This is a genomic window from Citrobacter amalonaticus Y19, assembly GCF_000981805.1.
Lineage (GTDB): Bacteria > Pseudomonadota > Gammaproteobacteria > Enterobacterales > Enterobacteriaceae > Citrobacter_A > Citrobacter_A amalonaticus_C.
In genome coordinates this window covers 3,009,862-3,031,336 of sequence record NZ_CP011132.1, presented here as the reverse complement: position 1 = coordinate 3,031,336, position 21,475 = coordinate 3,009,862, and the positions used below count along the sequence as shown (strand labels likewise).

The window sequence follows — 21,475 nt, the reverse complement described above, 5'->3', positions numbered from 1 at the left end:
TGAGTGGAGGCAGCATGTACGGTTCAGTTAAGGTCTGGCAGGAAACCCTTTCACTACCGACCTGGACGGTAGGTGAGGAAGATACCAACCCGATGTTCCTGGAAAAACGGGTTTATCAGGGGTCTTCAGGTGCGGTTTACCCTTACGGCGTGATCGACACCCTGACCGGCAAACGCGAGATGCGCGAGTACCAGGCTGTGTGGATGGAAAATGATTTTATCCGCGTCATGCTGTTGCCGGAACTGGGCGGGCGTATTCATCGCGCGTATGACAAAGTGCAGCAGCGCGATTTCGTTTATTACAACGAGGTGGTGAAGCCTGCACTGGTTGGCCTGCTCGGGCCGTGGATCTCTGGCGGGATCGAATTTAACTGGCCGCAGCATCATCGTCCCACCACCTTTATGCCGGTGGATTTTACGCAGCAGGCAGGGGACCATGGTGAACAAACCGTCTGGATGGGCGAAGTGGAGCCGATGCGCGGCCTGCAGGTGATGACCGGGTTCACTCTTTATCCGGATCGTGCGCTGATAGAAATCACCGGTAAAGTCTTCAACGGCAACGCCACGCCGCGCCATTTTTTGTGGTGGGCGAACCCGGCGGTGAAGGGCGGTGACGATCACCAAAGCGTATTTCCGCCTGATGTTACGGCGGTATTCGATCACGGCAAACGTGATGTCTCCGCTTTTCCGATCGCCACGGGCACTTATTACAAAGTCGATTACTCGGCAGGGGTGGATATCTCCCGCTATAAGAATGTGCCGGTGCCAACGTCGTACATGGCAGAAAAATCGGACTACGACTTTGTGGGTGCCTGGCATCATGGTGAATGCGGTGGACTATTGCACGTTGCCGATCATCATATCTCGCCGGGAAAAAAACAGTGGAGCTGGGGGTACGGGGATTTCGGTGTCGCCTGGGATCGCAACCTGACCGATGAGAATGGTCCGTACATCGAATTAATGACCGGGGTGTTTACGGACAACCAACCTGATTTCACCTGGCTTGCGCCTTACGAAGAGAAGGTGTTCGTTCAGAACTTCCTGCCGTACAGCGAATTAGGGATGGTGCAAAACGCCAGCACTGAGCTGGCGCTGCGACTGGTGCGTGATGAAAACCGGCTGTCCGTCGGCGTCTATGCGGTTGCGCCATTACATGACGTGCGGGTGACGCTCAGCGCAGACGGCGCGCCTTTCTTCGAAACCACACTGACGCTGGCGCCGGGGAAAAGCTGGCTGACGACGCTTGCCGATTCGGGTTATGCACGGATCACCATGACGGTCACGCGTCACGACGGCCAGACGCTGCTGCAGTATGAAGAACATATTGCTGACGATCTGCCGCTCCCCTCGGCGGCAACGGCCCCCGCGCAACCAGAGGCATTATCCAACACGGATGAACTCTACTTTATCGGTCAGCATCTGGAGCAGTACAACCATGCCAGTCGCTACGCCGGGGATTACTATCGCCGGGCGCTGGAGATCGATCCGCTGGACTATCGCAACAACGTCGCCCTAGGGACGCTGGCGCTGAACCAGGCTGACTGGACGCAGGCTGAACGCTGCGCGAAAGCAGCATTGCAGCGAGCGCATCACCTGAACAAAAATCCGCGCGATGGCGAAGCCAGTATGTTGTTGGCCGCTGCGCTGGAGCGCCAGGGCGATTGCGAACAGGCCTGGGATCATTACTACAAAGCGAGCTGGAGTGGAAACTGTCGCGATGCGGCCTTCTGGGCACTGGCGAGGATCGCGATGGCGCGCGGTGACCATGCGGATGCATTGGAAAAAGTGACGCAGAGTCTGCGTTTTAACGGCAGCAACAACCTGGCGATGGGGATGAAAGCGCTGGTGCTGGCAGCGCTGGGGCGCACATCAGAAGCGTTGAAGTACATCGAACAGCAGCTCCATGACTATCCGCTCAGCTACGCGCTGCATTATGCTCGCTGGGCAATACGCCGGGATGAACTGTCGAAAACGGCACTTATCACCATTACCGGTCGACGTGGCACCAACGCGTGTGAACTGGCGGGATGGCTGCTTTCTTTCGGTCAGAAAGCGGCGGCTCGCGAACTGCTGGCGCTGCTGGACAGCCAGGAAACACTGCCGTTGCTGTGGCGGGCATCACTAAGCGACGATCCGCAGCCGTTCATCACCCAGGCACGTGCCTGCCTGCACAACCGGGTGCGTTTCCCGAATACTCTCGATGAAGTGCAGATGCTGCAAACGCTGTCGCACAGTGCATATACCCGTTATCTGTTGGGTTGCTTCTGGTACAGCAAACGCCGCTACGAAGAGGCGCTTTCCTGCTGGCAATTCACCCTGCAACAGGAGCCCGAGTTTGCGCCAGTGCATCGTCTGTTGGGGATTTATGCGTGGAACAAACAGCAGGATGCCGTAAAAGCACATCAGTATTTGTCACAGGCTGTGGCGCTGGAGCCTGACAATGCCCGCTTCCTGTTTGAACTGGATTACCTCAATAAGCTGTTGGCGACGCCTGTCGAGCAGCGTTTACAACAGCTTGAATCACGCAAAGCGGTGGTATTCCAGCGTGACGATCTGACGGTGGAGTTGCTCAGCTTGTGGAACGGACTGGGCCACTACGATGAAGCGGCGAAGGTTCTTGGCGAGCGCGTGTTCCATCCCTGGGAAGGGGGCGAGGGGAAAGCGACCGGGCAGTACTTGCTGAACCAGATTCATCGGGCGCTGGCGGCGATCGGCAGGGAGGCGTTATCTGACGCGGTCAGCCTGCTACAACAGGCGCTGAGCTATCCGCATAATCTGGGGGAAGGGCGTTTACCCGGACAAACGGATAACGATATCTGGTATCTGTTGGGCTATTGCGCCCAACGCCAGGGACATCATGACGAGGCGCAGCGTTACTTTTCCCGCGCCACCCGTGGCGGAAGCACTCTGGATGCCGGTCGTTACTACAACGATCAGCCCGTGGACTACCTCTTCTGGCAGGGCATGGCGCTGAAAAAACTGGATGAGCGTGACGAGGCAGAACAACTCTTCAAAAGCTTCCTGCAATGGGTGGCGTCGCAGCGAGACCATGTGCCGGAGGTGGATTTCTTCGCTGTCTCATTACCGGATCTGGTGGTGCTCGACACCCCGGCAGAGGCAAAACATCAGCAGCACTGCCTGTTTATCACCGCGTTGGGGCATCTGGGGCTGGGGGATTTGTCCGCCTGCCAGCAGGCGCTTGACGCACTTCTGCAACAGAATCCGGCGCATGACAAAGCTCTGCTCCTGCGCCATGTCATCAGACTGGAATTATTGCACTAAACCCTGAGCCGGTGGCGGTGACGCCACCGGAAACTTACTGTTCCCTGCGTTTCCCTGAAAGAGGAATCATAATGAATAACGCGCAGACACATTTGAAAATCGGCTACGTCTGGACCATCTGTCTGGTCGCGGCCTGTGGCGGTTTGCTGTTTGGCTACGACTGGGTGGTGATTGGCGGGGCAAAACCCTTTTATGAAGCGTACTTCTCGATAACCGATCCGGCGCAGTCGGGCTGGGCGATGAGTTCGGCGCTGGTAGGCTGTATTTTTGGGGCGCTGATTTCCGGCTGGTGTGCGGATAAATTTGGCCGAAAAATGCCGCTGATCCTCTCGGCTATTCTGTTCAGCGCCTCCGCATGGGGAACTGCCGTTGCCAGCAACTTCGACATGTTCGTGGTTTACCGCATCGTCGGCGGCGTCGGGATTGGCCTTGCATCCGCGCTCAGTCCGCTGTACATCGCCGAAGTCAGTCCGGCGGAGAAACGTGGGCGCTTCGTGGCAGTGAACCAGTTGACCATCGTGATTGGCGTACTGGCGGCGCAACTGATCAACCTGATGATCGCCGAACCCGTTGCTACCGGTGCGACACAACAGGCCATTGTTGAGAGCTGGAACGGGCAGATGGGCTGGCGCTGGATGTTTGGCGCAGAGTTAGTCCCTGCGCTGGTGTTTCTGGTGCTGATGTTTTTCGTCCCTGAATCCCCGCGCTGGCTGGTGAAGGCGGGTAAACCGGAGCGTGCGCGCGCTATGCTGCAACGTATTGGCTCTGTGGAGTATGCCGGGCAGACGCTAAAAGAGATTGAGCACACGCTGGTCAAAGATAACCACAACGTGGCGTGGTCAACGCTGTTGCAACCGCAGATCAAACCGATCGTCATTATCGGCATGGTGCTGGCAGTCTTCCAGCAGTGGTGCGGGATCAACGTGATCTTTAACTACGCGCAGGAGATTTTCGCCTCTGCCGGTTTCGACATCAACGGTACGCTGAAATCTATCGTCGCCACCGGCATTATCAACCTGGTCTTTACCCTTGCCGCGTTGCCGCTGGTGGATAAAATCGGTCGTCGCAAACTGATGCTGTTTGGCGCATCCGGCCTGACCGTGATTTATGTGTTGATTGCCAGTGCGTACGGAATGGGGATTATGGGCTGGCCTGTGCTGGTTTTGGTGCTGGCAGCCATTGCGATTTATGCCCTGACCCTGGCGCCTGTCACCTGGGTGCTGCTGTCTGAAATCTTCCCTAACCGTGTGCGTGGGCTGGCGATGTCGCTGGGTACGCTGGCGCTGTGGATTGCCTGCTTCCTGCTGACCTACACCTTCCCGCTGCTCAATGCCGGGTTGGGTGCCGCCGGGAGTTTCCTGCTCTATGGCGTGATTTGTGCGATGGGCTATGTGTACGTGCTACGCAATGTGCCCGAAACCAAAGGCGTCACTCTGGAAGCCCTTGAGGAGCAACTGGCGGCAAGGCACCTGAAAGCCAGCTCGTCGGCGAAGCAGGGAAGCGTACACTGATGACGGCGCCGCTGACGCTGCATAACGCGCATTTGCGGATGCGCGTGGACCCGCAGGGTGGTAGGTTGCTGACGTTGTTTTCGTTACAACATCAACAGCCGGTTTTACGTGCAGGCGAGGGGAAAACCGCCGGTGATGGCGGGTTGTTTCCGATGCTGCCGGTGGCCAATCGTGTGGCGGGCAATCGCTTCAGCCAGCGCGGAACCGAGGTGCTGTTGCCGCTGTATGAGGCTGATGACCGGTTTTTCCTGCACGGTGACGGCTGGCTTAGGCACTGGGAGGTGGCAGATGTAACCGACGACAGTTGTCGATTGCGTCTGCGCAGTCAACTGGCGTGCGGGTATGACTATCTGGCAGAACTCCAGTATGCGCTGGAGGCGTCGGTACTCAGGGCATCACTGACGATCGTTCATCAGGGCAAACGCCCGATGCTTTACGGCTGCGGTTTTCACCCGTTCTTTGTGTTTGATGCACAAAGCACCGTGCAGTTCTCGGCGAGCGGTTACTGGCCAGAAGGCGATCATCATTTGCCACTGGCCTGGCAGAGCGAACTCCCGGCGGAAGTCGATTTCACCAGGGCGCAATATGGTGCGGATCGCTGGTTGAACGTGGGGTATTCCGGCTGGAGTGGGCAGGCCGTCATTCGCAGAGATGTGATGAATATCACGATTTCTGCGCAAACTCCCTGGCTGATGCTTTTCAGAATGCCAGGTCAGTCGTTCCTTTGTCTGGAACCGCAGACGCATCCGGTAAACGCCCACCACATGCCGGGGCAGCCGGGATTACGGATGTTAGGCGCCGGAGAACAGTGTCGTTTTGAGATGGAGATTCGTGTTGATTAGCAGCAAAACGTTGTTATGTGACTGTTAATGTTCACTTGCGCCAGCCTGCGTTTATCGCCAGACTATCGCCTCCACACGGGAGGGGATCATGGTTTTGCACTCCACGCGCTGGCTGGCGCTCGGTTACTTCACCTACTTTTTTAGCTACGGGATTTTTCTTCCCTTCTGGAGCGTCTGGCTTAAAGGGCTTGGCCTTACGCCAGAGACCATTGGCCTGCTGTTAGGCGCTGGACTGGTGGCGCGTTTTCTCGGCAGTTTGATTATTGCCCCACGGGTCAGCGACCCGTCGCGATTGATTCGGGCGTTACGCATCCTGGCGCTACTGGCGTTGGTCTTTGCGCTGGCTTTCTGGGCCGGAACCCACGTTGCCTGGCTGATGGTGGTGATGGTCGGCTTTAACCTCTTCTTCTCACCGCTGGTGCCGCTCACGGACGCGCTGGCGAATACCTGGCAAAAACAGATTACGATGGACTACGGTCGGGTACGGCTGTGGGGTTCGGTGGCGTTTGTCATCGGTTCGGCGTTGACCGGAAAACTGGTCAGCGTGTTTGATTATCGGGCGGTTCTGGCGCTGCTGACGCTGGGCGTCGCCTCCATGCTGTTGGGAATGCTGATTCGCCCCAGCGTGCTGCCACAAGGGGAAAACCGGCATCAGGAGAGCGCCGGTTGGCCCGCTTGGCGGGCGCTGGTCACGCAGAGCTGGCGCTTTCTGGCCTGCGTCTGTCTGTTGCAGGGGGCGCATGCCGCTTACTACGGTTTTAGCGCCATTTACTGGCAGGGCGCGGGTTATTCCGCCTCGGCGGTAGGCTATCTCTGGTCGCTCGGTGTGGTGGCGGAAGTGATTATCTTTGCCCTGAGCAACAAACTGTTCCGCCGCTTCAGCGCCCGCGATCTGTTACTGCTCTCCGCCGTCTGCGGGGTGATTCGCTGGGGACTGATGGGCTGGACGACGGCGCTGCCGTGGCTGATTGTCGTGCAGATCCTCCATTGCGGCACCTTTACCGTGTGCCACCTGGCGGCGATGCGCTATATCGCGGCGCGTCAGGGAAGCGAAGTGATCCGTCTGCAGGCGGTCTATTCTGCGGTGGCGATGGGCGGCAGCATTGCCATCATGACCGTGTTCGCTGGCTTCCTGTATCAGAATCTGGGCAACGGCGTCTTCTGGGTAATGGCGCTGGTGGCGCTACCCGCCATGGTGTTGCGGCCAAAAGTGGCCGCTTCAGCCTGATTCCAGCATCTTGCGGATCTGCTGTTGCTGGTGTGGTGTCAGCGCCTGATCCGCGTGAATCAACGGTGGTGAAAAGAGCGGCAGCAGCGTGGCGTAAGGGGTGACAATCAGCGCCACGCCGCGCGGCGAGCCCTCCCGCTGAAAAGTCCGCATCGGCAACGGTTTGATGTTCAGCGGCAGTAGCGTCAGTTCACGCAGTTGTTGCTCTATCTGCTGTTCCAGTTGCGGGTTATCCCCGGTCAGTAAGACGACCTGTTTCTCATGCAGGTCATTATCCTGCATCAGCCATGCGCCAAAAATTACCGCCACCAGTCCCGTCTCTTCCTCAGAAAATTCAACGTCATACTCTTCTTCAAGCCCGCGTAACGCATCACGAGTGGTACGCATCAGACGCGGATAGAGGCGGGCGAACTCTTCCGGCAGCGTGTTATCGATACCGATAGAAAACAGACTGCGGTTCAGCGCCTGGGCGAGGTGGATATAGAGTTGGGCATTCAGCCCGTGTTCGTCATTGAAACGCACCGCGCCCATTTCGCGAAAACGCAGGATCAGGCGGGCGATCGCCAGACGCAACCGCCGGTTCTGCTGATGGTTATCACGAATCGGATCCGGGATACGGATCATCGAAAACAGCAGCGCCATAAACAGTGATTCCGTGAGCGGCGCATTTTGCATGACGCGCCGCTGCCAGTGGCGACCAATCTCCTGCGCCAGCGGGTATTCAGCGCAGGATTGCGCCCAGCGCTGCTGGACAGGATTAAATTCCGGGGAGATCCCCGCGTGATGCTGCAACAGGCAATATTGCAGATAGAGGTGCAGGAACTGGATGTCCCGGCACTCAAACGGTTTTTGCAGGCGACGCGCGCAGAGGTTAATCAGCGCGTGCAGATTGGTATCGTCATACAGCGTACGCAGGATCCCCCGCTGTTTCAGTTCGGTTTTGAGGGCGGGGGCAAAGTGTTGGGTAATGAACGCCGGGCACAAACGCAGGCCGCGTCTGAGCCAGTGTAAGAGGCAGAGGCGTTGGTTTAGCGCGGTACCTTCGATCCGGTAGCACCCATTCGGACCAGTGCTAATGCTGAGTCGATGATAACGCTGGATCTCTTGTCCCGTTTCGACAATATCCTCACGGGCAATTGCATCATCGACACCATTTAGCGCACTGAACATTTCCGCGGTGGCAATTTGTCCCGGCTGGAAAAGCGTCAGCAAAACCTGGCAACGGCGCTGGGGAGCAGAAAGTACAGATGGCGGAGCAAGCGTTGTCATCATCTGTCGGATCTCCCGTAGGTATGTTAGATAAGAATAGCTAAAGTTTTTCCATAGCCATTACGAATGAAATGTTTTGCGTCAGGATTGCAGGGAGACGTCACAGAATTTTTCACGCGTTCAGCCACGCCAGAAAGTTTAACGCAGCGCTTTACCAGGATTTTTCGCGTTTTTTATCTTCATGTTGCGCAGAAAAAAGCCCCGTCGGCGAAGACGAGGCTGAAAGGTTGCTAATGGATTAGCGCTTTTGTCGTAGGGTTAAACCGACATCACCACCCGGGTGCACAGCCAGCAGCGTTTCTCTGGAGTAGTCGCTCTCGCTCATCAAACAAGCGCAGGCGGCATCAAAGATAGCAATGACCAGCATGATGGAGGTGGTTGCCAGCATGTTCAGTGGATCCGCCTCGCGCTGGACGCCAGTAGAAATCACCAGTCGGGCGTCGCGGGCAATGGCGGAGTCCGGGTTTTCCGTGACGCTGATAATCGGTACGTTTTTTACCTTCAGACCGGGCAGTAGCCGCGTCAGTTCGTCAGAGTTGCCTCCGCGCGAGATCAAAATGACCCGATCGTCCGCGCGTAGAAAACCGAGATCGCCGTGCGCGGCATCGGTGGCGTTGAGATAAATAGCCGGGCGTTCAACGCAGGCCAGCATGTGGGCAATTTTTCGCGCCGCAATACCGGAGGTGCCGACGCCGGTGACCACGATCTTCCCACGGCATTCGCGCAGTTCCGTCATTAATGCGTTCCAGACCGGTTCGTTCAGATGCTGACCCAGACCGGCCAGCGCCTCACTGTAGAGGGTCCAGGTATCGGTGGCCTGTTGCCATGAGTGATTCATGCGTCCCCCTGCATCAGTTGACGGTACTTCATATGATCCTGATACATCTCGTGGAACACCTGATATTTACGGTCGTAATACTGCTTAATGCGATTGGTCTGTGGGGTGACCGTTTTACCAATCCGGCTCATCGCCGACATCGCTTCCGGGAAGGTCTCGAAAACGCCAGCGGCGATGGTGCCCATCATCGCGCCGCCCAGCAGCATCGCTTCGCTCTCTTCCGGCAGTAACATGGCGCAACCGGTGGCATTGGCATGTTCCTGTACAAAGATAGGGTTCTTGGTGCCGCCGCCGCTGGCCATGATGGTGTCGATGCTGTAACCGCTCTGGTTCATCGTCTCAATGATATGGCGCGTACCCAGCGCGATGGCCTGAATGGTCGCCAGATAGTGCAGCGCCATATCTTCCGGCGTGCGGGAAAGTTTCAGGCCGCTAATCGCCCCGGTCAACGTTGGGTTGGCGCGCGGTGAACGGTTGCCGTGAAAGTAGGGCAGGATATGAATATCGCGGGTCAGGAAGGCGATATTTTCCGGTTCGCCCGCCATTTTACGCAGCAGCGCGTTCAGCACTTCATAAATGGTATGTCCCTGCGCTTTTGCCTGCGCCAGCAGCGTCTCGTAACAAGGATGGGACTGAATAATGTGGTCGATCAGCGCGCCGGTAGCGGACTGGCCGCCTTCGTTGAGCCAATATTCCGGCAGCACGGCGGAATAGTAGGGGCCCCAGACGCCGCCGATAAAGCGCGGCTGTTTAGAGATCGCCATGTGACCGGTCGAGGTGCCGCCAATCAGCGCGACGCGACGGTCAAAGTCAGCGACTTCGCCGGAGACGCCGCAAGCGCCAAGCGTGCCAAGTGTACCGGCGTGGGCGTCGATGATCGACACGCTGACGGCGGTGCCGGGAATCAGTCCCATTTCACTGGCGGCGCGCTGGGTCAGCCCGTGGCCGAGCGGTTCGCCCATCGTTTTCACGTAGCGGCCAATTTTTTCCGCATCGTGTTCCAGCAGGTCTTCCAGCCCGATTTCGCTGAAGTAGCTGGCATCCCACTTGTCTTCATGGCCCATGTAGGTCCATTTGCACACCGTGGAACAGAGGGAGCGCGTGTCGTCGCCGGTGGCGCGCCAGGTCAGGAAGTCAGGTAAATCAAAATAGTAGCCCGCGTTTGCCCAGGTGTTAGGCATATGCTGTTTCAGCCACAGCAGCTTCGGCGTCTGCATTTCCGGGGAGATAATCCCACCCACGTAATCCAGAACCCGGTGGTGCATCGCGTTGATGCGCTCTGCCTGGGTGATGGCGCGGTGATCCATCCACACGATAATGTTCTGTTCGCTGCGCCCCGAAGGGCTGATGGTCAGCGGTTTGCCCTCTTTATCCAGTACCACCAGCGAACAGGTGGCGTCAAATCCCAGCCCTTTCACCTGGATTGGGTTGATATCGGACTGATTAATGGCATCACGAACCGCGTTGCAGACGGCCTGCCAGATGTTATCGGACGACTGCTCAACGAAATCGGCCTGCGGGCGGTAAATCTCAATCGCGCGAGTGGCCTGACCGACCATTCTGCCGTTAAGATCAAATACGCCTGCGCGAGCGCTGCCGGTTCCTACATCCACACCAATAAAGTAACTCGCCATAATTTTTCTCCTGAAATCAGGCTCTACGATTCTGTAATGCGATAAAGAGGATGAGGACCGCGCCCCAAAGCGCCATCGTCAGATAGCTGCTGATCCCCAGCAAGTTAAAGCCGCTTTCCAGCATTTGCAGCACAATCAGCGCCAGCACCAGGCCGATGATACGGCCAAATCCGCCGTCCGGATTAATACCGCCCAGCACCGACGCGAGAATAGTGACCAGCAGATAAGACTCTCCGTATCCGGCCTTTGCCGAGTTGAATTTCGCCATCATTAAGATTGCGGCCACCCAGCCGAGCAGGGCGGAAATGACGTAGACGGAAATCTGTACCCGAACGGTGTTCACGCCGCTGTAGCGGGTCGCCTGTTCGTTGGAACCCATCAGATAGAGACTGCGCCCGAGCGTGGTGTGTTCCAGCAGTACCCACAGCAGCACGGCGACCAGCAAGAAAAGCAGCAGGGCGACGGGAATACCCGCGAGGGTGGCGTTGCCGAGATACTGAATTGCCGCCGGGAAGCCGGAAATCACCGTGCCGTTAGAGAGCAAGATGTTCAGCCCGGAGATAAGCGTCATCGTACCGAGCGTAGCGAGGATCGGCGACACGCCAACCCAGGCGATCAGCGCACCGTTCAGCGTACCAATCGCGACGGCGACCGCAGCGCCGGCCAGCAGCGCCAGCGCGAGAAACAGCGGATTGTCCGGATGGCTGACGATGACGGCGGCCATGACCAGCGAGCAGGCGTTGGCACCGGCGATAATTGACAGGTTAATGCCGCCCGTCAGCATGGTCATGCCCATTCCCAGCGCCAGCATGCCGAGGATCGGCAACTGCGAACCGATGGACTGGAAGTTTGCGACGCTGAAAAAGCGGGTGCCCAACAGCGCCGAGAAGACGACGGCGACGACGATAATAATCACGCACTGCAGACGGATGATGGCATCACCGGGTAATACTTTTGCGAACGCTTTCATCTCAAAGCTCCCTTGCCAGTTTGCGTTTCTCATTCCACGCCGTGGCGCTGATGCTGACCAGGATAATGACGCCGCTGAAAACGGTGTGCCAGTACGAGGAGACGCTGAGCAGCGTCAGACCGTTTTGCAAAAAGGCCAGCAGAATCACCCCCAGCAGCGTACCGGTCAATGTACCGCGCCCACCGCTCATGCTGGTGCCGCCCAGCACGACCGCTGCCAGTACCGTTAGCTCAAAACCGAGCAGCGAGTTCGGCGCCACGGACTGTGTGATCTGCGCCTGCACAACAGCAGCGACGCCTGCGAGAACGCCCATAAAACCATAGACATAGAAATGCAGCTTCAACAGGTTCAGCCCAAGGCGGGATGCGGCGTCGCGGTTGCCGCCCATCGCGTAAATCTGACGCCCGAGACGGGTGTAGTTCATCAGGATGGCGGTGAAAACGATCGCGGCGGCCAGACACAGTAGCGGGAGCGTGAGGCCATAGTCATAGCCATCGGCCGCCGTGAAGGAGAACCAGTTGATGCCGTTCATAAACCAGTCCGGGAAGCCGTACAGCCAGGTGCCTTTGGTGGCGTAAACCAGCAGACCGTAATAGACGTTCAGCGTCGCGATGGTGATGATGATCGCAGGCACGCGCAGCCAGTAGACCAGAAAGCCGTTAATCAGCCCGAGCAGTAGCCCGACGACGACAGCGATGGTCAGCGCCAGCAGAAAGTTACCGCCATGCACGATCACCCAGCTTGCCATCGCGTACTGTGCTATCGCCGTCATCGCCGGGAACGAAATATCGATCCCCCCGGAGATCAGCACGACGAACAGCCCGCAGGCAAGAATACCGAGAATGGCATAGCTGGTCGCGACGTCTGTCAGGTTGCCGAGTGACAGAAACTCGTCGGTGCTGACGCTCAGCCCGACAGCGAGCGCAATCACCAGCAGACCCAGCCAGAATTCATGGTGCCCGACTAAACGGGAGAGACGAAAGTTATTCATGGATGACCTCGACCACCTCTGCAATGTCCTCTTCGCGACAACGATGCGGATTAAACTCAGCGACCAGCTTCCCGCGCCGCATGACCAGCACGCGATGGCTGTTGTAATAGGCTTCCGGGATCTCATCGCAAATCATCAGCACCGCCATACCTTGTTCCGCCAGGTTGCGGGCAATCTGATAAATTCCTTCTTTATTGGCGATGTCGACGCCCACCGTCGGGGAGTCCAGGATCAGGATGCGCGGCTCGGTCGCCACCCATTTGGCGATGGCGATGCGCTGGGCGTTGCCACCGGAGAGTGTTTTGACCGGCAGTTGCGGATCGGCCACCTTGATGTTCAGTTCCCGGATGAGATCAGCGACCAGCGTTTTTGCTTTGCCGTGATCGAGCAGGCCACTGCGGGTATGCAGTTTGTCGAAGACCGTGACAATGGTGTTGTCGTAGATCGACTGTTCCATGATAAGCCCCTGGGTCAGGCGATCTTCTGAGACATAGCCGATGCCGTGCTTGATGGCGTCATGGTTGTTACGTAGTTGAACCGGTTTGCCGTTAATGCGGATTTCACCGCTTTCCGGGTGCGTCATGCCAAACAGGCTCAGACAAAGCTCGGTGCGGCCCGCGCCGAGCAGACCGACAATTGACACGATCTCACCGCTACGCAGTGACAGGTTGATGTCCTGGTATTTTCCTTTGCGGCTCAGGTTGCGCAGTTCCAGCATCGGCTCCTGCTCAACCGGCGGTTTTTCCGGCAGCGGGCTGTAGTGGAAGCGTTGACCGGTCATCAGGAAGGCCAGCTCATGGCTGTCGAGTTCGCTTGCGGGATACGTCCCCACCAGTTTACCGTCGCGCATGACGCTGATGCGGTCCGCCACTTCCATCACCTCATCGAGACGATGGCTGACGAAGACCACGCAAATGCCGTCGGCTTTCAGTTCGTTGACCACGCGCAGCAGGCCGTTAACCTCCTGGCGCGTCAGAGAAGCGGTGGGTTCATCCATGATGACCAGGCGCGCGTCGGCGGCAATGGCGCGACAAATCGCCACTAGCTGGCGGTCGGCAATGGAGAGTTTTTCCACTTTTTTATCGGGATCGATGCTGACGCCAATCCGCTTCATCGCCGCCAGCGCCTGCTGTTTCATCGTGCCGCGCCGCACCCAGATATCGCCGCCGGGAAGGTAGCGATTGACGGCAATATTCTCCGCCACGCTGAAGTTCGGGAAGAGGGATAAATCCTGATAGATAACCTGGATGCCGTAGTGCGAAGAGAGCTGTGGCGACAGTTGGTGGAACAGTTTGCCGTCCAGCAGGATCTGCGCCCCTTTTTCCGGCTGATAAACCCCGGAGATCACTTTAATAATGGTGCTTTTTCCGCAACCGTTCTGCCCTGCCAGACAGTGAACTTCGCCTTTTTTCAGCGTCAGATTCACATTATCCAGCGCCAGCACGCCCGGGAATTGCTTGCTGATATTCTCAAGAGTGATAAATGCGGTGGTGTCTGTCATGGACAATACCCCTGCGAGCGCCCTGACGGGCGCAGAGTGTTAAGCCTGTTGATAGCGCCGACCAGACGGTCGGCGTTAGGTTTCCCTGGTGGTGGCTGGAGCCTTAGAAACCGAGTGACTGTGCGTTGTCTTTGGTGACTTCGAGGATCTTGTTAAAGCGGATCACTTTCTTCTCCATGTCGACATCGGCTTTCCCTAATCCATCAATGGTCAGATCTGGCGTCACTTCTTTGCCTTTCAGCAACTGATCCGCCACGGTCACCAGCGCGTAGCCAGCATCTTTCGGATCCCACAGCATCGCTTTTTTGATGTCGCCACGCATCAGATAAGGCGCAGCCTGCGCGGGCATGGCAATCCCCACCACGGCAATTTTATCTTTCGCGCGTTTTTTCTGTACCGCCTGACCCGCACCAATCGGACCCAGCGAACCGAAGCCAATGATGCCTTTCATCTGCGGATAGGTTTTCATCAGATCCAGCGTGGTGGAGTAGGATTTGTCGATGCTCTCGGCCACCGGCAGACGGGTGGTCACTTCAAACATCTCCGGGTATTTCTCTTTCTGGTACTTGATGGCGTAATCGGCCCAGGCGTTGTGTAACGGCACGGTCAGCGAGCCGACGTAAATCGCATAGCCACCTTTGCCGCCCATATCTTTCGCCAGTTCGTCGACGTTGGCCTGCGCGTACTTCTCGCTGTCGATCGTTTCGATATCCCACTGGCCGATTTGTTGATCCGGTGACTCATGGGTCAGAACGACAATGCCCTTATCGCGCGCTTTTTTCAGCACGGGCTCTAGCACCTTGGCGTCATTAGGTACCACAATGATCGCGTTAACGTTCTTGGCAATGAGATCTTCAATGACCTTCACCTGCTGAGCCGGATCCGGCGTGGAAGGGCCGGTCTGATAAGCATTCACATCCAGTTTCTTCGCTGCTTCATTCACGCCGGTTTCCATGCGGTTAAACCACGGAATGCCGGTGACTTTAGCAACCACAGCGATTTCATATTTTTCTGCCGCAAAGGACGGGCCGGACAACATGCATGCAGAAACCAGGGTTGCACTGAGTAATGCGAGTTTGAATTTCATAGTTGTACCTTTTGTAGGGACCGGGGCATGTCACGAACAGGAGGTTATCAACGAAGGGAAGAGGTAATGAATCGCAAGTTTCGTAAATGTGATAAACGCCCATTATTGTTAATTTTTATGCGTTATTTGGTTAATTTATGGTTAAATTTGAGAGTTATCGCGAAATGAAGTTCAAATTCATTGTTAATAAATATCGTAAACATCTTATTTATTTTTACAATTGGTTATCAATTGGGTTGTGACGCACAGACAATACTCGCAGCAGACACGCAGCCTCCAAAGACAAAATTGCAAATCTGAGAACTGAATCGATCCCAGAAATCCGCGCTCAACATTCCTCATTTCAATGTTATCCTCACGGACAATCCTGTCACGGCGATCGTGACTCTCGTGGCCATCCTGTTTTTGTGGGAGTCGAAGTCATTCATGATACGCGGCGTTTTGTTGGTGTTATTCACTTTTTTGACGTTTACGGTGAGCGCACATCCTCACAGTTTTATCCGTCTGAAAACGGAAGTGGTCAGTGATAACGGGTCTATCGTGGCGCTAAAAATGCGCTGGACGATGGATGAACTGACCTCTGCTGATCTGCTCTATGATGCGGGTGACGCTAAACCGGGTTCTGAAATATGGAAAAAGCTGGCGGCGGAAGTGATGGCGAATGTGCTGGGGCAGCATTACTTTACCGAAATGTGGCACAACGGGCAGCGCGTCAAATTTAAAAACCGGCCCACGGAATACGGCATGGCGCGTGATGAGCATCAGGCAGTGCTTACCTTTGTGTTGCCGCTTGCCGAACCGCAGCCGTTGAGCGGGCAGCGTTATACTTTCTCGACCTTTGACCCCTCTTATTATGTCGATATGAGTTACGAAGAAGACCGCGATGCGACGCTATCGTTGGCGATGCGTGAGCGCTGTAAAATCGCGTTGCACACCCCCGAACCGAGCGAGGCGTCGCTCAGTTTTGCCCAGTCTCTGGATAAAGACGATGCGCCGCCAGAGGATATGGAACTGGGTAAACAATTCGCGCAGACGGTGACGGTCATATGTCAGTAATATTGCCAAACCGCGTCCGCACACGGCGCTGGATATCGCTGTGGCCGCTGGCGTTGTTTTTGCTGATGGCGGCGATCGGCGGCGTCTGGCTGTGGTACGCCTGGCCGGAGGTGATGGTCAACAGTATCGTCTGGCAGCGGGAGGTGAATCAGCAGATGAGCGTGCTGCTGAAAGCCGTTGCCGCCAGCCCAGCCCAGGCGGGCGGGTCGTTGCTGCTGTTTAGCTTTTTATATGGTGTGCTGCATGCGCTGGGTCCGGGGCACGGAAAGGTGGTGATTACCACCTGGCTGGCGACCCATCCTTCAAAGCTGAAGTCGAGCATTGGCCTGACGCTGGCCTCCTCGCTACTACAGGGGCTGGTGGCCATCGGGCTGGTTGTGGTAGTGCTCAGCATCCTGCAACTGCCGGCGAGACAGCTCCATCTGAGCGGTTTCTGGCTGGAGAAGGGGAGCTACGCGCTGGTGGGGATTCTGGGCCTGTTGCTCTGCTGGCGGGCGCTGAAGAAACTACACGCGCTGCTGCGCAAACCCACATTTACCGCTTTTACGCCACATCATAGTCATCATGAAAACTGTGGTTGTGGGCATCAGCACTTACCGAATCCGGAACAACTGCAGCATGGCGATGACTGGCGCGCACGGCTGATGATTATTCTGTCAATGGGGATGCGTCCCTGTTCCGGGGCTATTATGGTGCTGCTGTTCAGCAAAGTCATTGGCGTATTTTACTGGGGGATAGCGTCGGTGCTGGCAATGGCGGCGGGCACCTCGTTGACTATTACTTCTCTGGCGCTGCTGGTGCACAGTTTTCGCACGCTGGCGGTCAGGCTGAGCGGTAACCGCGCGCCGGTATTGTGGCGACAGATTGGCTGGTCGACGCTGGCGTTAGCCGGTGGTGTGATACTGGTGGTAGCAGCAGGCGTGATGTGGGTGAGTGCGGTACCTGTAGGGCGAGGGATAAGACCGTTTTAAACGTGCCCTGAGGGAGAATGCCTGATGGCGCTTCGCTTATCCGGCCTACAGATCATTTTACTCTGTAGGCCGGATAAGGCGTTAGCCGCCATCCGGCAGCAAACGATTAACGCTTCAGCGCGTCGCTCAGTTCATCACGCATGTTCGCCAGCATCGCTTTTACCACGCGCGGGTTGCCCGCCACGATGTTGCCGGTCGTCATATAGTTATGACCGCCGGTAAAGTCGCAAACCAGTGCGCCTGCTTCGCGGGCGATCAGTTCACCTGCGGCGAAATCCCACGGCTTGAGGCCGATTTCGAAATAACCGTCAACGCGGGCAGCGGCAACATACGCCAGATCCAGCGCGGCAGAGCCGGTGCGGCGGAAGTCAGCGCACTCGGTAAACATTTTGCCGAGGATATTCATGTAAGAGGTGGCGTGCTGTTTGGCTTTGAACGGGAAGCCAGTAGCGATAATAGTGCCGTTCAGGTCACGTGCATTGCTGCCGCGCAGACGATAGCCATTCAGCTGGGCGCCCTGGCCGCGGGTGGCGGTGAACAGTTCATTACGCATGGGATCGTAAACCACAGCGACTTCAGTACGGCCTTTAATGCGTACAGCGATAGAAACGGCGAAGTGAGGCAGACGTTTGATGAAGTTGGTGGTGCCATCCAGTGGATCGATAACCCATTGAACATCCTGATCGGTACCTTCATGTTCACCGCTTTCTTCGGTGATGATGGTGTGCTGCGGGTAAGATTTGCGGATCGTTTCGATAATAATCGCTTCGGCGGCTTTATCGACGTTGGTCACAAAATCATTGCTGCCTTTCTGGCTGGTTTCTACTGAGTCAGGCGTTTCGTAGTGTTTGGCAATTACATTACCCGCCTTGCGCGCTGCGCGCACGGCGATGGTCAGCATCGGATGCATCGGTCTCTCTCACTGGATGTTAAAGAACGGGAAAACGGCGCAGAGTATAGCAGCGAGATCGGAATATGTCTTCGATTTATGATAATATGGGCGAATAATCTTTAGCTGAAGAAAGACAATGCTGCAAAATATTCGAATCGTGCTGGTGGAAACGTCACATACCGGCAACATGGGCTCTGTTGCCCGCGCAATGAAAACAATGGGGTTAACCAACCTGTGGCTGGTGAACCCGCTCGTAAAACCTGACTCCCAGGCTATCGCTCTGGCGGCAGGGGCCAGTGATGTGATCGGCAACGCGCAGATCGTCGACACCCTCGATGAAGCGCTGGCCGGATGCAGTCTGGTGGTAGGAACCAGCGCACGTTCGCGTACGCTGCCGTGGCCAATGCTCGATCCGCGCGAATGTGGTTTAAAAAGCGTTGCGGAAGCGGCAAATACCCCCGTGGCGCTGGTGTTTGGTCGTGAACGCGTTGGTTTGACCAACGACGAACTGCAAAAATGCCATTACCACGTCGCGATTGCGGCAAACCCGGAGTACAGTTCGCTGAACCTGGCGATGGCGGTACAGGTCATCGCTTATGAAGTGCGCATGGCCTGGCTGGCAACACAAGAAAACCGTGACGCGGTGGTGCATGAAGAAGCGCCGTATCCGCTGGTGGACGATCTGGAGCGTTTTTACGGTCACCTTGAGCAAACGTTGCTGTCGACAGGGTTTATCCGTGAAAACCACCCCGGACAGGTGATGAACAAACTGCGTCGTCTGTTTACGCGCGCGCGTCCGGAGAGCCAGGAGCTGAATATTCTGCGTGGAATGCTTGCCTCTATTGAGCAGCAGAATAAAAGCAAGTAACGTTGCTAATGCCGGATGGCGCTGCGCTTATCCGGCCTACGAATCGTGCGGCCTGTAGGCCGGATAAGCGCAGCGCCATCCGGCAACGCAAAATGGCACTGAAGGTTAAATACCTGACTAAAACAGTCAAGTAAATAGTTGACTGATTTAGTCGGGAATGTCAGACTTGGCCCTGCTATGCAATACCCCCATTTTACAATAAAAAACCCCGGGCAGGGGCGAGTTTGAGGCTAAGTAAGACATGAGACTGACATCTAAAGGGCGTTATGCCGTGACCGCAATGTTGGACGTTGCGCTCAACTCCGAAGCGGGCCCGGTACCGTTGGCTGATATTTCTGAACGTCAGGGAATTTCCCTTTCTTATTTAGAACAGCTGTTCTCCCGTTTGCGTAAAAATGGTCTGGTTTCCAGCGTACGTGGACCAGGCGGTGGTTATCTGCTGGGTAAAGATGCCGGCAGTATTGCCGTCGGTGAAGTGATTAGCGCTGTTGACGAGTCGGTTGATGCGACCCGTTGTCAGGGCAAAGGCGGTTGTCAGGGCGGCGATAAATGCCTGACCCACGCGCTGTGGCGTGACTTGAGCGACCGTCTGACCGGTTTCCTCAACAACATCACGTTAGGCGAACTGGTGAATAATCAGGAAGTCCTGGATGTGTCTGGTCGCCAGCACAGCCACGACGCTCCACGCACAAATCGTACACAAGACGCAATTGACGTTAAGTTACGCGCTTAATTAGAAAAGTACGCAATATCATTCAGGCTGCCAACGCAAAGGCAGTCTGAAGGATGAAGCGTAAAAGTATTTCAGAGTCAGGCCGGGGCGCTTGCGCTCCGTTAACACGGTCGTACATCCAGCCGGTTGCCTGACTCCTTGCATTAGAGCGATGTACGGAGTTTATAGAGCAATGAAATTACCGATTTATCTCGATTACTCCGCAACCACGCCGGTGGACCCGCGTGTTGCCGAGAAAATGATGCAGTTCCTGACGCTGGACGGAACCTTTGGTAATCCGGCCTCCCGTTCACACCGTTTCGGCTGGCAGGCTGAAGAGGCGGTGGACATCGCCCGTAATCAGATTGCCGATCTGGTAGGTGCCGATCCGCGTGAAATCGTCTTTACCTCCGGTGCGACTGAATCCGACAACCTGGCGATCAAAGGTGCAGCCAACTTTTATCAGAAAAAAGGCAAGCACATCATCACCAGCAAAACCGAACACAAAGCCGTGCTGGATACCTGCCGTCAGCTGGAGCGCGAAGGGTTTGAAGTGACCTACCTGGCGCCGCAGAGCAACGGGATTATCGATCTTAACGTGCTGGAAGCGGCGATGCGTGACGACACCATCCTGGTTTCCATCATGCACGTGAATAACGAAATCGGCGTGGTGCAGGATATCGCGACTATCGGCGAAATGTGCCGTGCGCGCGGCATCATCTATCACGTTGACGCCACCCAGAGCGTGGGCAAACTGCCTATCGATCTGAGCCAACTGAAAGTTGACCTGATGTCTTTCTCCGGTCACAAAATTTATGGCCCGAAAGGGATCGGCGCGCTGTACGTTCGTCGTAAACCGCGTATTCGTATCGAAGCACAGATGCACGGCGGCGGTCACGAGCGCGGCATGCGTTCCGGTACGCTGCCTGTCCACCAGATCGTCGGCATGGGCGAAGCCTATCGCATTGCGAAAGAAGAGATGGAAACCGAGATGGCGCGTCTGCGCGGTCTGCGTAACCGTCTGTGGAACGGCGTGAAAGATATGGAAGAAGTCTACCTGAACGGTGACCTCGAGCAGGGCGCGCCAAATATCCTCAACGTGAGCTTTAACTACGTTGAAGGCGAGTCGCTGATCATGGCGCTGAAAGACCTTGCGGTTTCTTCAGGTTCCGCCTGTACCTCTGCGAGCCTTGAGCCTTCCTATGTGCTGCGCGCGCTGGGAATGACTGACGAGCTGGCGCATAGCTCTATTCGTTTCTCTTTAGGTCGTTTTACTACCGAAGAAGAGATTGATTACACCATCGAACTGGTTCGTAAATCTATCGGCCGTCTGCGTGACCTTTCTCCACTGTGGGAAATGCACAAACAGGGTGTGGATCTGAACAGCATCGAATGGTCACATCATTAATCGGTACCGATAAGGAGAATTCATCATGGCTTACAGCGAAAAAGTAATCGATCATTACGAGAATCCACGTAACGTGGGCTCTTTTGACAACAGCGACGAGAACGTGGGCAGCGGTATGGTGGGTGCACCAGCCTGTGGCGACGTGATGAAGTTGCAGATCAAAGTCAACAATGAAGGTATCATTGAAGACGCGCGTTTCAAGACTTACGGCTGCGGTTCCGCTATCGCGTCCAGCTCCCTGGTCACCGAATGGGTGAAAGGAAAATCGCTGGACGAAGCACAGGCGATCAAAAACACCGATATCGCCGATGAGCTTGAGCTGCCGCCAGTGAAAATTCACTGTTCTATTCTGGCAGAAGACGCGATCAAAGCCGCTATTGCGGACTACAAAAGTAAACGTGAAGCAAAATAATAAG

The 21,475-nt window shown here is 56.2% G+C and carries 18 protein-coding genes; 10 read left to right on the top strand and 8 right to left on the bottom strand.

The genetic code is table 11. The features are described from left to right. Window positions 1–14: 14 nt before the first annotated feature. From F384_RS13985 to F384_RS13970, 4 genes are all read left to right on the top strand, one after another. A complete protein-coding gene (locus F384_RS13985) occupies window positions 15–3,281 on the top strand; it encodes a DUF5107 domain-containing protein (RefSeq protein ID WP_046485110.1) in 3,267 nt (1,088 codons plus the stop codon). Window positions 3,282–3,352: 71 nt separating this feature from the next. Next, a complete protein-coding gene (locus F384_RS13980) occupies window positions 3,353–4,792 on the top strand; it encodes a sugar porter family MFS transporter (RefSeq protein ID WP_046485108.1) in 1,440 nt (479 codons plus the stop codon). Next, entirely contained in the window at window positions 4,792–5,634 is an 843-nt protein-coding gene (locus F384_RS13975) for an aldose 1-epimerase (protein WP_046485106.1), read from the top strand. Before F384_RS13980 ends, F384_RS13975 begins: the two co-directional genes overlap by 1 nt. 88 nt (window positions 5,635–5,722) lie before the next feature. Continuing rightward, entirely contained in the window at window positions 5,723–6,862 is a 1,140-nt protein-coding gene (locus F384_RS13970; RefSeq protein ID WP_046485105.1) for a 3-phenylpropionate MFS transporter, read from the top strand. Here the strand turns inward: F384_RS13970 and csiE are convergent. The 7 genes from csiE to F384_RS13935 form a co-directional block, all read right to left on the bottom strand. Beyond that, window positions 6,854–8,134, bottom strand: coding sequence for a stationary phase inducible protein CsiE (csiE, locus tag F384_RS13965; protein ID WP_046485102.1), 1,281 nt, complete (start codon window positions 8,132–8,134; stop codon window positions 6,854–6,856). The genes F384_RS13970 and csiE overlap by 9 nt on opposite strands. Window positions 8,135–8,369: 235 nt before the next feature. After that, window positions 8,370–8,969: a KpsF/GutQ family sugar-phosphate isomerase gene (locus F384_RS13960; RefSeq protein WP_046485100.1), complete on the bottom strand. Its 600-nt coding sequence runs from the start codon at window positions 8,967–8,969 to the stop codon at window positions 8,370–8,372. Then, entirely contained in the window at window positions 8,966–10,603 is a 1,638-nt protein-coding gene (locus F384_RS13955) for an FGGY-family carbohydrate kinase (protein ID WP_046485098.1), read from the bottom strand. Before F384_RS13955 ends, F384_RS13960 begins: the two co-directional genes overlap by 4 nt. A 16-nt stretch (window positions 10,604–10,619) precedes the next feature. Beyond that, the gene (locus F384_RS13950) at window positions 10,620–11,573 is read right to left on the bottom strand and encodes an ABC transporter permease (protein WP_046485096.1); all 954 of its coding nucleotides are present in this window, start codon (window positions 11,571–11,573) and stop codon (window positions 10,620–10,622) included. A 1-nt stretch (window position 11,574) separates the two neighbouring features. Next, window positions 11,575–12,564: an ABC transporter permease gene (locus F384_RS13945; RefSeq protein WP_046485094.1), complete on the bottom strand. Its 990-nt coding sequence runs from the start codon at window positions 12,562–12,564 to the stop codon at window positions 11,575–11,577. Further along, a complete protein-coding gene (locus F384_RS13940) occupies window positions 12,557–14,065 on the bottom strand; it encodes a sugar ABC transporter ATP-binding protein (protein ID WP_046485092.1) in 1,509 nt (502 codons plus the stop codon). Before F384_RS13940 ends, F384_RS13945 begins: the two co-directional genes overlap by 8 nt. Window positions 14,066–14,168: 103 nt before the next feature. Beyond that, a complete protein-coding gene (locus F384_RS13935; RefSeq protein WP_046485090.1) occupies window positions 14,169–15,152 on the bottom strand; it encodes an autoinducer 2 ABC transporter substrate-binding protein in 984 nt (327 codons plus the stop codon). A 426-nt stretch (window positions 15,153–15,578) separates the two neighbouring features. Here F384_RS13935 and F384_RS13930 point away from each other — a divergent pair, with 426 nt between their 5' ends. Next, complete coding sequence (locus F384_RS13930) at window positions 15,579–16,208, top strand: DUF1007 family protein (protein ID WP_155404003.1); 630 nt, start codon at window positions 15,579–15,581, stop codon at window positions 16,206–16,208. Further along, entirely contained in the window at window positions 16,199–17,179 is a 981-nt protein-coding gene (locus F384_RS13925) for a nickel/cobalt transporter (protein WP_046485088.1), read from the top strand. The genes F384_RS13930 and F384_RS13925 overlap by 10 nt, the downstream gene beginning before the upstream one ends. A 106-nt stretch (window positions 17,180–17,285) precedes the next feature. On the opposite strand, the gene suhB is transcribed toward F384_RS13925, so the two are convergent. Beyond that, a complete protein-coding gene (gene suhB / locus F384_RS13920; protein ID WP_046485086.1) occupies window positions 17,286–18,089 on the bottom strand; it encodes an inositol-1-monophosphatase in 804 nt (267 codons plus the stop codon). Window positions 18,090–18,207: 118 nt separating this feature from the next. Here suhB and trmJ point away from each other — a divergent pair, with 118 nt between their 5' ends. From trmJ to iscU, 4 genes are all read left to right on the top strand, one after another. After that, on the top strand, window positions 18,208–18,939 hold the full coding sequence (gene trmJ, locus F384_RS13915) for a tRNA (cytosine(32)/uridine(32)-2'-O)-methyltransferase TrmJ (RefSeq protein WP_046485084.1): 732 nt from the start codon (window positions 18,208–18,210) through the stop codon (window positions 18,937–18,939). Between the two features lie 241 nt (window positions 18,940–19,180). Next, complete coding sequence (iscR, locus tag F384_RS13910) at window positions 19,181–19,672, top strand: Fe-S cluster assembly transcriptional regulator IscR (protein WP_046485083.1); 492 nt, start codon at window positions 19,181–19,183, stop codon at window positions 19,670–19,672. Window positions 19,673–19,844: 172 nt separating this feature from the next. Beyond that, window positions 19,845–21,059 (top strand): cysteine desulfurase, encoded by a 1,215-nt coding sequence (iscS, locus tag F384_RS13905; protein ID WP_046485081.1) that lies wholly within the window; start codon window positions 19,845–19,847, stop codon window positions 21,057–21,059. 25 nt (window positions 21,060–21,084) lie between these two features. Then, window positions 21,085–21,471 (top strand): Fe-S cluster assembly scaffold IscU, encoded by a 387-nt coding sequence (iscU, locus tag F384_RS13900; protein WP_002913991.1) that lies wholly within the window; start codon window positions 21,085–21,087, stop codon window positions 21,469–21,471. The last annotated feature ends 4 nt before the right edge of the window (window positions 21,472–21,475 follow it).